General features: G+C 66.5%; 16 protein-coding genes. 13 read left to right on the plus strand and 3 right to left on the minus strand.

Annotated elements, in window-relative coordinates; translation table 11 throughout:
- The first annotated feature begins 1 nt into the window (after nt 1).
- Together D9X30_RS05410 and D9X30_RS05415 are read left to right on the plus strand one after the other, a co-directional pair.
- Nucleotides 2-1,027, plus strand: a complete 1,026-nt coding sequence (locus D9X30_RS05410; protein ID WP_153949022.1) for an NAD(P)H-dependent glycerol-3-phosphate dehydrogenase — start codon at nt 2-4, stop codon at nt 1,025-1,027.
- 164 nt (nt 1,028-1,191) lie between these two features.
- A complete protein-coding gene (locus D9X30_RS05415; RefSeq protein WP_249640897.1) occupies nt 1,192-2,175 on the plus strand; it encodes a Bug family tripartite tricarboxylate transporter substrate binding protein in 984 nt (327 codons plus the stop codon).
- Nucleotides 2,176-2,202: 27 nt separating this feature from the next.
- Here D9X30_RS05415 and trmL read toward each other — a convergent pair whose 3' ends face one another.
- Both trmL and D9X30_RS05425 read right to left on the minus strand, forming a co-directional pair.
- The gene (gene trmL / locus D9X30_RS05420; RefSeq protein WP_153949020.1) at nt 2,203-2,673 is read right to left on the minus strand and encodes a tRNA (uridine(34)/cytosine(34)/5-carboxymethylaminomethyluridine(34)-2'-O)-methyltransferase TrmL; all 471 of its coding nucleotides are present in this window, start codon (nt 2,671-2,673) and stop codon (nt 2,203-2,205) included.
- A gap of 51 nt (nt 2,674-2,724) precedes the next feature.
- Nucleotides 2,725-3,432, minus strand: a complete 708-nt coding sequence (locus tag D9X30_RS05425) for a ComFC family protein (protein WP_153949019.1) — start codon at nt 3,430-3,432, stop codon at nt 2,725-2,727.
- A 102-nt stretch (nt 3,433-3,534) separates the two neighbouring features.
- Between D9X30_RS05425 and D9X30_RS05430 the strand changes: the two genes are divergently transcribed.
- The 8 genes from D9X30_RS05430 to D9X30_RS05465 all read left to right on the plus strand — a co-directional run bounded on the left by D9X30_RS05430 (nt 3,535) and on the right by D9X30_RS05465 (nt 10,310).
- A complete protein-coding gene (locus D9X30_RS05430; RefSeq protein ID WP_249640893.1) occupies nt 3,535-4,473 on the plus strand; it encodes a methyltransferase domain-containing protein in 939 nt (312 codons plus the stop codon).
- A gap of 263 nt (nt 4,474-4,736) precedes the next feature.
- Nucleotides 4,737-5,318 (plus strand): DUF2244 domain-containing protein, encoded by a 582-nt coding sequence (locus D9X30_RS05435; protein WP_153949072.1) that lies wholly within the window; start codon nt 4,737-4,739, stop codon nt 5,316-5,318.
- Nucleotides 5,315-6,580, plus strand: coding sequence for a cytochrome c oxidase subunit II (gene coxB, locus D9X30_RS05440; protein ID WP_153949018.1), 1,266 nt, complete (start codon nt 5,315-5,317; stop codon nt 6,578-6,580). Before D9X30_RS05435 ends, coxB begins: the two co-directional genes overlap by 4 nt.
- Before the next feature lie 42 nt (nt 6,581-6,622).
- Nucleotides 6,623-8,254 (plus strand): cytochrome c oxidase subunit I, encoded by a 1,632-nt coding sequence (ctaD, locus tag D9X30_RS05445; protein WP_092603135.1) that lies wholly within the window; start codon nt 6,623-6,625, stop codon nt 8,252-8,254.
- Nucleotides 8,255-8,343: 89 nt separating this feature from the next.
- Nucleotides 8,344-8,490: a cytochrome oxidase small assembly protein gene (locus tag D9X30_RS05450; RefSeq protein WP_175460007.1), complete on the plus strand. Its 147-nt coding sequence runs from the start codon at nt 8,344-8,346 to the stop codon at nt 8,488-8,490.
- A gap of 36 nt (nt 8,491-8,526) precedes the next feature.
- Complete coding sequence (locus tag D9X30_RS05455) at nt 8,527-9,126, plus strand: cytochrome c oxidase assembly protein (protein ID WP_092603137.1); 600 nt, start codon at nt 8,527-8,529, stop codon at nt 9,124-9,126.
- Nucleotides 9,127-9,137: 11 nt separating this feature from the next.
- Complete coding sequence (locus D9X30_RS05460) at nt 9,138-9,353, plus strand: DUF2970 domain-containing protein (protein WP_092603139.1); 216 nt, start codon at nt 9,138-9,140, stop codon at nt 9,351-9,353.
- Between the two features lie 96 nt (nt 9,354-9,449).
- Nucleotides 9,450-10,310 carry a cytochrome c oxidase subunit 3 gene (locus D9X30_RS05465; protein ID WP_092603141.1) on the plus strand — a complete coding sequence of 287 codons (861 nt, stop codon included), beginning with the start codon at nt 9,450-9,452 and terminating at the stop codon, nt 10,308-10,310.
- A gap of 131 nt (nt 10,311-10,441) precedes the next feature.
- Here D9X30_RS05465 and D9X30_RS05470 read toward each other — a convergent pair whose 3' ends face one another.
- On the minus strand, nt 10,442-10,651 hold the full coding sequence (locus tag D9X30_RS05470; protein WP_092603143.1) for a twin transmembrane helix small protein: 210 nt from the start codon (nt 10,649-10,651) through the stop codon (nt 10,442-10,444).
- A gap of 57 nt (nt 10,652-10,708) precedes the next feature.
- On the opposite strand from D9X30_RS05470, the gene D9X30_RS05475 reads away from it, so the two are divergent.
- The 3 genes from D9X30_RS05475 to D9X30_RS05485 all read left to right on the plus strand — a co-directional run bounded on the left by D9X30_RS05475 (nt 10,709) and on the right by D9X30_RS05485 (nt 13,335).
- A complete protein-coding gene (locus tag D9X30_RS05475; protein WP_249640894.1) occupies nt 10,709-11,470 on the plus strand; it encodes an SURF1 family protein in 762 nt (253 codons plus the stop codon).
- Between the two features lie 48 nt (nt 11,471-11,518).
- Nucleotides 11,519-12,154 carry an SCO family protein gene (locus tag D9X30_RS05480; protein ID WP_228771002.1) on the plus strand — a complete coding sequence of 212 codons (636 nt, stop codon included), beginning with the start codon at nt 11,519-11,521 and terminating at the stop codon, nt 12,152-12,154.
- 77 nt (nt 12,155-12,231) lie between these two features.
- Nucleotides 12,232-13,335, plus strand: a complete 1,104-nt coding sequence (locus D9X30_RS05485; RefSeq protein ID WP_153949016.1) for a COX15/CtaA family protein — start codon at nt 12,232-12,234, stop codon at nt 13,333-13,335.
- Nucleotides 13,336-13,338 lie beyond the last annotated feature (3 nt).

Genomic DNA, 13,338 nt, shown 5'->3' on the forward strand with positions numbered 1-13,338 from the left:
CATGAAACTGACCATCCTGGGCGCCGGAGCATGGGGCACCGCTCTGGCCAGCCACGCTGCCGCCGATACCCGCCACGACGTGGTGCTCTGGGGGCGCGATGCGGACCAGCTGGCCGACATCACCGCCACAGGTACCAACGCGACCTACCTGTCCGGCGTGACGCTGTCACCCCGGCTGGCCTGCGAAGCCGATTTCGACCGCGCCGTCGACCATGCGCTGGCCGACGCACAGGGCCTGCTGGTGGTGGCCACGCCGGTATCGGGCCTGCGCGAGATGACGCGCCGGCTGGCGGCGCGCCGCCGCGGGCCGCTGGCCATGCTGTGGCTGTGCAAGGGCTTCGAGGCCGATACCCACGCGCTGCCACACCAGATGGTGCGCGAGGAACTCGACGCGCTGGGCGTGGCGCCCGGCGAGATCGAATACGGCGTGCTGACCGGGCCGAGCTTTGCCAGGGAGGTGGCGCAGGGATTGCCGTGCGCGCTGACCGTGGCGGGCTCGACGCACGCGCTGGCGGATCGGGCCCAGGCGGCGTTCCACCATCACGCGATGCGCATCTATGGCAGCGACGACCTGATCGGCGTCGAGGTCGGCGGTGCGGTCAAGAACGTGCTGGCCATCGCCACGGGCGCCAGCGACGGGCTGGGACTGGGCCTCAATGCGCGCGCGGCGCTGGTGACGCGGGGCCTGGCTGAAATGACGCGCCTGGGCCTGGCGCTCGGCGGCCGCATGGAGACCTTCATGGGTCTGGCGGGCATGGGCGACCTGATCCTGACCGCCACGGGCGACCTGTCGCGCAACCGCAAGGTGGGCCAGCAACTGGCCAGCGGCAAGACGCTCGAACAGATCCTGCATGACCTGGGCCACGTGGCCGAAGGCGTGCGCTGCGCGCGGGCGGTGGCCGAACTGGCCGCGCGCAAGGGCGTGGAGATGCCGATCACGCGGGCGGTGTGCGCGGTGCTGTTCGACGGCTTGCCGGCGGCCGATGCCGTCGACCGCTTGTTGCAGCGCGACGCCCGGGACGAGTAACGCATCGGGTGATGGAACGGCCGGCCCTCTCCCCCGCCCCTCTCCCGCGCGCGGGAGAGGGGAGCACACAGGACGCATAGCAAAGGCTGCCGGTTGGCTCCCCTCTCCCGCCTGGCGGGAGAGGGGCCGGGGGAGAGGGCCAGCGCATCGAGAACCGCATGGACATATTCACTCGCCGCCGGGCGCTTCAGGCCCTGACCACCTGCGCCGCCGCGCTCGCGTGGCCCGCGCTGGCGCAGGCCGACACCTGGCCCGCCAAGCCGATCCGCATGATCGTGCCGTTTCCGGCCGGCTCGTCGCCGGATCTGATCGCCCGCATCGTCACCGAGAAACTGGCTGCCGTGCTCGGGCAGGCCGTGGTGGTCGAGAACCGGCCCGGCGCGGGCGGCAATATCGGCACGGGGCTGGTGGCCAAGGCCGCGCCCGATGGCTACACGCTGCTGTTCACGATCAATGGCCCGCTGGTGACGGCGCCGTCGCTGTATCGCCATTTGAGCTATGACCCGATGAAGCAGCTGGCCCCGGTGACGCTGGTGGCCACGTCGCCCAACGTGCTGGTCATCGATGCCCGGCTGCCCGTGCACAGCCTGCGCGAGTTCGTGGCGCTGGCGAAGTCGAAGCCGGGCGTGATGAACTATGGATCGGTCGGTAACGGCAGCGCGGCGCACCTGGCGATGGAGCAGCTCAAGGCGATGGCCGGCATCGACCTGCAGCACGTGCCCTATGCGGGATTTCCGCAGATCACGACGGCAATCGTCGGCGGCCAGGTGCAGGCGGGCTTCATGGTGCCGGCGATTGCCATGCCGCTCGTGACGGCCGGCAAGCTGCGGCTGCTGGCGGTGACGTCGTCGGGGCGCACCGGCTTGCTGCCTTCGGTGCCGACGGTGGCGGAGTCGGGTTATCCGGGCTTCGAGGCGATCTCGTGGCAGGCCATTCTTGCGCCGGCCGGGACGCCGGCGCCGATCGTGGACCGACTCTATCGCGAACTGGTCACGATCATCGGCAGCGCCGACGTGCGCGACAAGATGCGCGCGCAGTATTTCGTGCCGGCCGGTACGGCGCCGGCATCGCTGCGGCAGACGATGGTCAGCGAGAAGGCACGCTGGGACAAGGTGATCCGCGCGGCCAACGTGCAGCCGGAGGACTGACGCCGGACGCGTCTGGCGTGGGCGCGCTCAGGCGCCGCCCGCGAAGCCGTTCTGGCGCCAGGCCTCGAACACGACCACGGCGACCGTGTTCGACAGGTTGAGGCTGCGGTTGTTGGGGCGCATCGGCAGGCGGATGCGCTGCGCGGCGGGAAACCACTCGCGCCGCTGGGGCGCCAGGCCGCGCGTTTCCGATCCGAACACGAACCAGTCGCCCGGCTGGAAGCTGACCTGGCCGAACGGCGTGGACCCGTGCGTGGTCAGCGCGAACATGCGGGTGGGGTCGGGCTGTTCGGCCGCCATCAGCGCGTCCCAGCTTTCGTGCACGCGCATCGTCGCGTACTCGTGATAGTCCAGCCCCGCGCGCCGCATGCGCGCGTCTTCCAGCGGAAATCCCAGCGGTTTGACCAGATGCAGCTGTGCGCCCGTATTGGCGCACAGGCGGATCACATTGCCGGTATTCGGCGGGATTTCGGGTTCGACAAGGACGACGTTGAACATGGGATGGCAGCAGAAAACCGGAGCGCAGCTTACCGCGTGCGCCCCGTCGTGTCACGGCGTGCGCAAGGCCACCAGCGCGGTGACGCGGGCCGCGCCGTGCGCTTTCAGCACCCGCGCGGCTTCGCGCAACGTGGCGCCGGTGGTCATCACATCGTCGATCAGGCCGACATGCAGCCCGTGCGGTGACGTGTTGTGGCTGACGACAAACGCCTGTCGCAAATTGGCCTGGCGCGCGGCCAGGTCCAGCGTGCGCTGGCTGATTGTGTCGCGACGACGCGACAGCAGCGTGGCCGATGCGCGGACGCCCAGGTGACGCGCCAGCGGGCGGGCGATTTCCCAGGCCTGGTTGAAGCCGCGTTCTGCCAGGCGGGCCGGTGACAGCGGGATCGGCACCAGCAGGTTGGGAAGGTCGGTGGCGTGGCCGGTGCGGGCCACCGTGGCCAGGCGGTCCGCGATCCATCCCGCAGCGGGCAGCCGGCCGCCGAATTTAAGCTGGAGGATCAATTGGTCGAACGGTGCGGCGTAGTCGCCAAGCGTCAGCGTGGCATCGAGCGGATCGTCGTCCGCGCACAGCCCGCAAGCCCCGTGGCTGCCCGGCGTGGCACACCGGGGGCAGCGCGATACGGGCCGCGTCAACCCATCGGCGCATGCGGCGCACACCACGTCGCGCTGCACGGCCGCGCAGACCAGGCAGGCCGATGGCAACAGCGCGCGCCACAACCGCGCGGCCGGTCCGGCAAAGACCCTTCGGGCACGCATGGGTCCCGGCGCGTATACTTCCGCCGGCCCGCCCCGTGCGGTCTCCGAGGGTGCGACACTTTGCCGCACCTGCTGATTCGACCCTTGCTGCCTCGCCTGTCCGTGTCCCTGCATGCCTCCGACTCCCCAGATGCCTGGTTGCCGCCCGCGCGGCTGACCCGGCTTGCCTTCGATCGCCGTAGCCCGCGCTTCGGCCAGCTCGATTTCCTGCTTGGCGAGATAGGCCAGCGCATGCAGGAGCGGATGGAAGTGGTCAAGCTGTCGCCGGGCCGCGCGCTCGATATCGGCTGCGGCCATGGCCAGGGTCTGGCGGGTTTGCGCGCGCGGTTTCCCGATGCGCAGATTGCCGGGATCGATATCTCCGGCGCGATGCTGCAGCAGGCCGCCGGGCGAGACCCACAGCGCCGGCCCGGCTGGGTGGGGCGGCTGCTGGGCAAGCGCCCGATGTTCGACCTGGTGCAGGGCGATCTTGCCACACTGCCCTTTGGCGCGGCCAGCTTCGACCTGCTGTGGTCGAATCTGGCGCTGCACTGGCATCCCGAGCCGCACCGCGTGTTCCCGGAATGGCATCGGGTCACCGCCGACGACGGGCTCGTCATGTTCTCGTTGTTTGGCCCCGACACCTTGAAGGAACTGCGTGCCGCATTCGCCGACGTGGACCTCGACGCGCACACACTGCGCTTCGTCGACATGCACGACATCGGCGACATGCTCGTGCACAGCGGCTGGTCCACGCCCGTGATGGACATGGAGACGCTGACCGTCACCTACGAATCGCCCGAAAAGCTGCTGGACGAAGTGCGCGCCTTCGGCGGCATGCGCCGGCCGGGCCCGGTCGGGCTGCGCGGGCGCAAGTGGCACCGCGCCGTGATTGCTGCCCTGCATCGCATGCGCAACGAGGATGGCGTGATCCCGCTGACGTTCGAGATTGTCTACGGCCATGCATGGAAAATCCCGGCCCGCGGCAAACAGGCCACCGACGATCAGGGCCGCGCGATCATCCCCGTCGACAAGATCGGCCGCGCCCAGGCGCGCCGCTGAGGCGCGCCAGCAGGACGGTTGCCCGACAATCGGGGCTTGCCGTTTGTGTTGCCTATCGGGGCTAAAAAGCTCATGCACAAATTTGTGCCGATGGCAAGCACTTCGGTCAAATCCTATGTTGTTCGAGTATGCGAAGCGCCATATAATGGGCCGGTTTGTCGCAGTGGTCCCCTGGCACAAGAACGTTCCTGGAAGGCACTCCGCACGTGCGCTCCTGGGGCGGATTTCGTCCCGGGCGTGCATCCGATGCAGAGTGGTTGGCGATGCAAGACTTGGGTATCGCATTCCAGACGGCAGTAGGTGACTCCGGCGGAAATCCCGGCGGACGTACCCCCTTGCCGGCCAACGACTGGCTGATGAAGCGGAATTGTTCGCTCTCTCCGCGCCAGGTCGGCTGGTTCTACTTCTCCATCGCATGTTTTTCCATTGCCATCGCGGCGTTTCTGACCGTGTGGCATGGGGCCTGGCTCGTGCTGCCGTTTGCTGGCCTGGAACTGACCGGGCTGGGGATTGCCCTGCTGGCGTATGCGCGCCATGCGACGGATCATGAACGCGTGAGTGTGACCGACGGCATGCTGGTCGTGGAGACAGCCAGCGCCAGTCGGGTCACGCGGGAAGTCTTCAATCCACAGTGGGTGCGGATTGAACTGGGTGAATCGTTCCGGGCGCTCGTGGTTCTGCGGTCGGGCAAGCGCACCGTGCGGGTGGGGTCGTATCTGGACCCGCACCGGCGGCGCAAGTTCGCGCAGGAACTCGCAGCGGCCCTGCATGACGTCCGGACCGGACGGGGTGCGGCGCAGGGCGGGGACAGATTTGAATCTGTAAATTGGGTAGATAAACAATGAAAATGTGGAAGAAGGCATCCGCAGCATGTCTTGCAGGCACGTCCCTGCTTGTCAGCCAGGCGGCCTCCGCGGTCAGTGACATGCCGGGTGGCCCAGCCGTCCGACAGCTGAACCTGGCCGAACCCGTTACAAAGATCGCCGAACAGATTCACTGGCTGAACTGGATGATGCTGATCATCTGCACGGTGATCTTCATCGCCGTGTTCGGCGTGATGTTCTATTCCATCTTCAAGCACCGCAAGAGCAAGGGCGCGAAGTCGGCCTCGTTCCACGAAAGCATCACCGTGGAAGTGGTCTGGACCATCGTGCCGTTCCTGATCGTGATCGCCATGGCGCTGCCGGCGACCAAGACCGTGGTGGCGATGAAGGACACCACGAACTCCGACATCACGATCAAGGCCACCGGCTACCAGTGGAAATGGGGGTACGACTACCTCAAGGGCCAGGGCGAGGGCATCTCGTTCGTGTCCACGTTGACCACGCCGCGCGAGCAGATCAACAACCAGCAGGAAAAGTCGAACACCTACCTGATGGAGGTGGACAACGAGCTGGTGGTGCCGGTCAACAAGAAGATCCGCATCGTCACGACCGCCAATGACGTGATCCACGCCTGGATGATCCCGGCGTTCGGCGTCAAGCAGGATGCGATCCCTGGCTTCGTGCGCGACACGTGGTTCCGCGCCGAGAAGACCGGCGTCTACCGTGGCCAGTGCGCCGAGCTGTGCGGCAAGGAACACGCGTTCATGCCGATCGTGGTGCGCGTGGTGTCCGATGGCGAATACGCCAAGTGGGTCGACGACAAGAAGAAGCTGATGGCCGCGGCGGCCGACGATCCCAACAAGACCTGGACGCTCGACGAAATCAAGGTGCGCGGCGAGAAGGTCTACGCCGCGAACTGCGCGGTCTGCCACCAGCCGACCGGCAAGGGCGCGGGCGCGTTCCCGGCGCTGGACGGCTCGAAGGTCGTCAACGGCCCGAAGGCCGGCCAGATGCACATCCTGCTGGAAGGCAAGGGCGGCATGCCGTCGTGGAAGCAGCTCTCGGATACCGAGCTGGCCGCGGTCATGACGTACACGCGTAACAGCTGGAGCAACAAGACCGGCGAAGTGATCCAGCCGGCGGACTTCTCGCAAGCCCGCGCCGGCAAGTTCCCGGAAGGCGGCGGCGCACAGGCCGCAGCCGGCGACACGGCCCCGAGGAAGGCCGCCACGCCGACCAACGACAAGCAGGCCAGCCTCGCGGGCAACCGCGTCGCAGGCTGACCCGCGGCAGCCCCGCATTCAGGAATTGATGGAGTCATTGCGATGAGTACCGCTACCCCGGAGACACTGGGCCATCCGCACGACCACGCGCACGATCACGACCATGGTCACGGCCATGACGATCACGCGCACGATCATCCGCATGGCTGGCGCCGCTGGCTGTTCGCGACCAACCACAAGGACATCGGCACGCTGTACCTGCTGTTCTCGTTCACGATGCTGCTGTCGGGCGGCGCGCTGGCACTGCTGATCCGCCTGGAGCTGTTCGAGCCGGGCCTGCAGTTCTTCCGCCCCGAACTGTTCAACCAGTTCACCACGATGCACGGCCTGATCATGGTGTTCGGCGCGATCATGCCGGCGTTCGTGGGCTTTGCTAACTGGATGATCCCGCTGCAGATCGGCGCCTCGGACATGGCGTTCGCGCGCATGAACAACTTCAGCTTCTGGCTGATGCCGCCGGCCGCGCTGCTGCTGGTGGGCTCTTTCTTCGCACCGGGCGGCGCCACCGCCGCCGGCTGGACGCTCTACGCGCCGCTGTCGGTGCAGATGGGCCCGGGCATGGACATGGCCATCTTCGCCATGCACATCATGGGCGCGTCGTCGATCATGGGCTCGATCAACATCATCGTGACCATCCTCAACATGCGCGCCCCCGGCATGACGCTGATGAAGATGCCGATGTTCTGCTGGACGTGGCTGATCACCGCCTACCTGCTGATCGCCGTGATGCCGGTGCTGGCTGGCGCCATCACGATGGTGCTGACAGACCGCCACTTCGGCACGAGCTTCTTCTCGGCCGCCGGCGGCGGTGACCCGGTGATGTACCAGCACATCTTCTGGTTCTTCGGGCACCCCGAGGTGTACATCATGATCCTGCCGGCGTTCGGCATCATCTCGCACGTGGTGCCGGCCTTCGCGCGCAAGCGCCTGTTCGGCTACAGCTCGATGGTGTACGCCACGGCGTCGATCGCCATCCTGTCGTTCATCGTGTGGGCCCACCACATGTTCACCACGGGCATGCCGGTGACGGGCCAGCTGTTCTTCATGTATGCGACGATGCTGATCGCGGTGCCCACGGCCGTGAAGATCTTCAACTGGATTGCCACGATGTGGCGCGGCTCGATGACGTTCGAGACCCCGATGCTGTTCGCGATCGGCTTCATCTTCGTGTTCACGATCGGCGGCTTCACGGGCCTGATGCCGGCCGTGGCGCCGATCGACATCCAGCTGCAGGACACATACTTCATCGTGGCGCACTTCCACTATGTGCTGGTGGCCGGCTCGCTGTTCGCGCTGTTCGCGGGCTTCTACTACTGGGGTCCGAAGTGGAGCGGGTTCATGTACGACGAGATGCGCGGCAAGATCCATTTCTGGGGCTCGCTGATCTTCTTCAACGTGACCTTCTTCCCGATGCACTTCCTGGGCCTGGCCGGCATGCCGCGTCGCTATGCCGACTACCCGACCCAGTTCACGGACTTCAACGCCGTGGCGTCGCTGGGTGCGCTGGGCTTCGGCCTGATGCAGGTGTACTTCTTCTTCGCCGTGGTGCTGCCATCGTACCGTGGCGGCCAGGCTGCCGGCGACAAGCCGTGGGATGGCGCCGAAGGCCTGGAGTGGACCGTGCCGTCGCCGGCCCCGTTCCACACCTTCGAAGAGCCGCCGGTGGTGAAGTAAGCGCAGGGACGTCGTAGTTTTACGAAATATTGCGAAGTAGCGCGAACCGGCCGGATGCCCACGGGCGTCCGGCCAGCGAGATCCGAATCATGCAGCCCTCAGCAAAAAGCCCGTCGCAACTGGAACGCCAGGCCAGCCAGAAAGCCGCCAACCGGCGCCTGGGATGGATCCTGTTGTCGGTGGCGCTGGTTTTTTTCCTGGGATTTGTCGCCAAGATGAAGTTCCTGGGCGGCTGATCCGATAAGAACAAGGCAATCGCCGGAGACAAGGCAGTGGACGCGCAGGACAAAGCCCTCGAGAAGCGTTTCAACCGCGGCATGATGATGCGGCTGCTGGTCGTGGTGACGCTGATGTTCGGCTTTGGCTACGCGCTGGTGCCGCTGTACAAGGCCATCTGCGACATCACCGGGCTGAACGTGGTGACCACGCGCGACCTGTATGGCGCCGGCGCGGCGGTAAAAAATACCCAGGTCGACACGACCCGCACGATTACCGTGGAGTTCGATTCGAATGCGCGCGGCCCGTTTGCGTTCCGGCCGGTCAGGCATTCGATGGAGGTGCACCCGGGCGAGCTGACGACGATCGTCTACGAAGTGGCCAATGGCCAGTCGCGCGACATCTCGGCGCAGGCGATCCCGAGCTACGCGCCGAAGCAGGCCACGGAGTATTTCAAGAAGGTGGAGTGCTTCTGCTTCAAGCAGCAGACGCTCAAGGCGAACGAGGCGCGCGAGATGCCGGTGGTCTTCGTGGTCGATCCGAAGCTGCCGAAGGATGTGAAGGTCATCACGCTGTCGTACACGTTCTTCGAGATCGGCACGCCGGTGGCGCAGGCCCCGGAAGCCGGGGTGACGGCAACGCAGCAGGGCAGCTGAGGAGGCTGGGCATGGCGACGGACGATCCGGTGCATCGCAAGGCGTCATTCGTACAGACGGTGCGCGCGGTGCTGTGGTCGTTCATCGGGCTGCGCAAGGGGTCGGAGCATGAATCCGACATGGCGCGCCTGAACCCGGTGCATGTGATCATCGCCGGGCTGATTGCGGCAGCGGTGTTCGTGGCGGTACTGATCGCCATCGTGCGCGTCGTGGTCAGCCAGGCATAGCAAGGCAGCAGATACAAAGCAAGCACGCCGCCGGCCAGATGTCGGGGCCGGACGGGCGGATAACATGAATCGAGACTTTGAGCTGGAGATAGAAGAATGAGTGCGAATCGCGCAAACGCCCCGTACTACTTCGTGCCGGGCCCGTCGCGCCATCCGATCACGGCGGCGTTCGGCCTGCTGATGACCGGCGCGGGAGCGGCCGGTTGGGTCAACGGGCAGCCGTGGGCGCCGTACCTGTGCGGCTTCGGGCTGATCTGGTTCCTGTTCGTGCTCAAGAGCTGGTTCGGCGACGCCATCGGCGAATCCGAGGGCGGGCTGTACGGCAAGAACATCGACGTGTCGTTCCGCTGGTCGATGGGCTGGTTCATCTTCTCGGAAGTGATGTTCTTCGCGGCGTTCTTCGGTGCGCTGTTCTACGCCCGCACCATCGCCATGCCGTGGCTGGGCGACCTGAACAACAAGATCATCTGGCCGGACTTCTCGGCCGTGTGGCCGAACACGGGCCCGGCGGGCACCGTGGAAACCTTCCAGACCATGGGTCCGTGGCCGATCCCGACGATCAACACGGCGCTGCTGCTGACCTCGGGCGTGACGCTGACCTGGGCGCACCACGCGCTGCTGGCCGGCAAGCGCAACCAGCTGATCCAGGGCCTGGTGCTGACCATCCTGCTGGGCGCGATCTTCATGTGCCTGCAGGTCTACGAATACATGCACGCCTACCACGAGCTGAACCTGAAGCTCACGTCGGGTGTCTATGGTTCGACGTTCTTCCTGCTCACGGGCTTTCACGGCTTCCACGTGACGATGGGCGCGATCATGCTGGCGGTGGTGCTGGGCCGCGTGCTCAAGGGCCACTTCACGCCGGACCACCACTTCGCGTTCGAAGGCGCCGCCTGGTACTGGCACTTCGTGGACGTGGTCTGGCTGGGTCTGTACGTGGTCGTGTACTGGTTGTAACACCGGGTGGTGTCTGCGCGCTCCCCCAGCCGCTCTCCCGCGCGGCGGGAGAGCGAAGCCAGCCAGCCACAAACGAAAAGCGCCGCGTGAGGTCAGACTCAGCGGCGCTTTTTGTTTGGCATCCGGACGGCTCAGGGGGACATGTGGATGCCGGTGCTCTGAATCCAGCCCATCCAGTGCGAGAACAGGATGAACAGGAACAGTGCAATCGAGAAGCCAACGCGCAGCATCAGCGAGCGCATCATGTTGGGCGTGCGGCCGCGGTCGCGCATCATGAAGAACAGCGCGGACGCCAGGCTGCCGATGATCAGGATAAAGGCGACGATGATGACAAAGCGCATGTGGGGGCTCTTTTCGGCAAGCGCCCATTATGGCATCGCCGCCGCCGGAGGAAACCCGTGACGACCCGCAGGCGGTGGCGCGCGCCGGGCGCGGTGCCGACGATTGCCGCGCTGGTGGTGATCGCGGTGACCTGCGCGCTGGGCAACTGGCAGCTGGGCCGTGCGCACGAGAAGACCGGCCGCGCCGCGCGGCTGGCGGCGGCAGCGGCGCAGGCGCCGGTCGATCTGACAGCAGGGCAGGGGAATCCCGCGGCTTTGGTCGATCGCCACGTGCGCGCACGCGGCAGCTTCGACGACAGCCGCACCGTGCTGCTGGACAACCGGCCGCATGGCAACGGCACCGACAGCCGTGCCGGATTTCTGGTGCTGACGCCGCTGCGGCTGGCCACGGGTGGGCAGGTGCTGGTGCTGCGCGGCTGGCTGCCACGCGACGCGCAGGACCGCACGCGCATCGCGCCTTTCCCGACGCCGGCCGGCGAGGTCACCCTCGAAGGCACCGCGCTGGCCGCCGTGCCGCGCGTGTACAGCCTCGGCCAGGACCCCGCCGCGGAAGCCGGCCGCAAGATACGTCAGAATATCGACCTTGCCGCGTATGCGCGTGAGATCGGTACGCCACTGCTGCCAGTGGTGCTGGAACAGTCGAGCGATACGGGCGACGGGCTGGCGCGCGACTGGGCGCCCGCCGATTCCGGCGCCGACCGCCACTATGGCTACGCCGCGCAGTGGTTCGGCCTGGCCGCCCTGACCGTGGTGCTGGTGGCCGTGCTGGGGTGGCGCCGTGCCCGGCGCGAGGCAGGACCGGCCACGGCCACCGAATGACCCGAGAGTGATCAGATTGATCGAACGATGAACGTACAGACATCCTCCATGCCGCAGCAAGATCCCTCGGCCACGCCCGACCCCCGCATCGATGCCCGCACGCGCCGTGGCCGTCTGCAAATGCTGATGCTGCTGCTGGTGTGCGCATCGCCGGTGCTGTTCTCGTATTTCACCTATTACGTGATCAAGCCGACCGGCGGCAGCACCAACTATGGCGCACTGGTGGACCCGCAGCGCCCGATGCCGGCCGTCGAACTGGTCAACGAGCGCGGCGAGGCCGTGCCGCTGACGTCGATGCGCGGCAAGTGGCTGATGCTGATGACCGATCCGTCCGCCTGCGACGAAGCCTGCGCGCGCAAGCTGTTCACGATGCGCCAGATCCGCGCGGGGCAGGGCGAGGACCGCGAGCGGATCGTGCCGGTCTGGCTCATCCAGGACGCCGGTAAAGTGGACGATCGGCTATCTACCGCCTACAACGAACCCTATGCCGGCGTGCGCTTCCTGCGCATGGACCGTGCGGCCATCGCGCAATGGCTGCCGGCCCAGGAAGGCGGCCGCGTCGAGGACACGCTGTTCCTGGTCGATCCGCTGGGCAATCTGATGATGCGCTGGCCGAAGGACCCCGACCCGAAGAAGGTGAGCGGCGACCTGAAGAAGCTGCTCAAGTATTCGCGCATCGGCTGACGCGCGCCGGAACCATCCTGGCGCACCGACCGATCCCATCCCGATCGTTTTTTCGTTGAATTACCGGCTGTACCCAAATGCTGCTCCAGCTCGCCATCATCGGCATCCTGATCGCCCTGCTGCCACTGTCCTATGTGATGGTGCGCGGCAGCCGTGACAAATACCGCAAGCTCGTGTGGATCACGGCGTTCCTGACGCTGGACCTGATCATGTTCGGCAGCTTTACGCGGCTGACCGACTCGGGCCTGGGCTGCCCGGACTGGCCGGGTTGCTATGGCCATTCGAACCCGCATGCGGCGATGGAGCCGATCCGCGCGGCCGAGACGGCGCTGCCGAGCGGCCCGGTCACGCTGGTCAAGGCCTGGATCGAGATGATTCATCGCTATTTCGCCATGGCGGTGGGTGTGCTGATCATCTCGCTGATGGTACTGGCCTGGGTGAGGCGGCGCGAACTCAGGCAGTCGCCATGGTTTGCCACGGGCGTCTTCGTGCTGGTCTGTGTGCAGGGTGCCTTCGGCATGCTCACGGTCACCATGAAGCTGCAGCCGATCATCGTGGTCACGCACCTGATGCTGGCCATGCTGCTGCTGGCATCGCTGATCTGGCTGGGCTCGCGCAACGACCAGCCGCACGTGGTGGCACCGCAGGCGGCGTCCCTGCGCTGGGCGGGCCTGCTGGCCATCGTGCTGCTGGGGGTCCAGATCTTCCTGGGCGGCTGGGTCAGCACCAACTACGCAGTGCTGGCCTGCACCGACTTCCCGCTCTGCAACGGCCAGCTGGTGCCCGAGATGGACTTCCGCCATGGCTTCACGCTGTGGCGCCAGCTGGGCATGACGGCCGATGGCGACTACATCCCGCACACGGCGCTGGTGGCCATCCACTGGGTGCATCGCGGCTTTGCGTTCGTGGTGCTGGGCTACCTGCTGTGGTTCGGCCTGCGCGCCCGCCGGCTGGAAGGGCTGGCGCGCCACGGCAAGTGGCTGCTGGCCGTGCTGGCGCTGCAACTGGCCACCGGGATGTCGAACATCGTGTTCGACTGGCCGCTGGTGGCGGCGGTGGCACATAACGGCGGAGCAGCCCTGTTGCTGATGCTGTTGCTCCGTCTCAACTACAATATCGGCCTCGCGACCCGCTCCGCAGGCGCCGCCGCCCAGTCCGCAATAGCGGCGCGCGCCACATGAAGG

It is taken from the genome of Cupriavidus sp. U2, assembly GCF_009663685.2.
Taxonomy (GTDB): domain Bacteria; phylum Pseudomonadota; class Gammaproteobacteria; order Burkholderiales; family Burkholderiaceae; genus Cupriavidus; species Cupriavidus necator_C.

What these genes read in the sequence shown, in the direction of transcription:
- D9X30_RS05435 (WP_153949072.1), top strand. Translation starts at nt 4,737, where the DNA reads ATGCAAGACTTGGGTATCGCATTCCAGACGGCAGTAGGTGACTCCGGC.
- coxB (WP_153949018.1), top strand. Translation starts at nt 5,315, where the DNA reads ATGAAAATGTGGAAGAAGGCATCCGCAGCATGTCTTGCAGGCACGTCC.
- trmL (WP_153949020.1), bottom strand. Translation starts at nt 2,673, where the DNA reads ATGTTCAACGTCGTCCTTGTCGAACCCGAAATCCCGCCGAATACCGGC.
- D9X30_RS05460 (WP_092603139.1), top strand. Translation starts at nt 9,138, where the DNA reads ATGGCGACGGACGATCCGGTGCATCGCAAGGCGTCATTCGTACAGACG.
- D9X30_RS05450 (WP_175460007.1), top strand. Translation starts at nt 8,344, where the DNA reads ATGCAGCCCTCAGCAAAAAGCCCGTCGCAACTGGAACGCCAGGCCAGC.
- D9X30_RS05465 (WP_092603141.1), top strand. Translation starts at nt 9,450, where the DNA reads ATGAGTGCGAATCGCGCAAACGCCCCGTACTACTTCGTGCCGGGCCCG.
- D9X30_RS05425 (WP_153949019.1), bottom strand. Translation starts at nt 3,432, where the DNA reads ATGCGTGCCCGAAGGGTCTTTGCCGGACCGGCCGCGCGGTTGTGGCGC.
- D9X30_RS05485 (WP_153949016.1), top strand. Translation starts at nt 12,232, where the DNA reads ATGCTGCTCCAGCTCGCCATCATCGGCATCCTGATCGCCCTGCTGCCA.
- D9X30_RS05470 (WP_092603143.1), bottom strand. Translation starts at nt 10,651, where the DNA reads ATGCGCTTTGTCATCATCGTCGCCTTTATCCTGATCATCGGCAGCCTG.
- D9X30_RS05480 (WP_228771002.1), top strand. Translation starts at nt 11,519, where the DNA reads ATGCCGCAGCAAGATCCCTCGGCCACGCCCGACCCCCGCATCGATGCC.
- ctaD (WP_092603135.1), top strand. Translation starts at nt 6,623, where the DNA reads ATGAGTACCGCTACCCCGGAGACACTGGGCCATCCGCACGACCACGCG.
- D9X30_RS05410 (WP_153949022.1), top strand. Translation starts at nt 2, where the DNA reads ATGAAACTGACCATCCTGGGCGCCGGAGCATGGGGCACCGCTCTGGCC.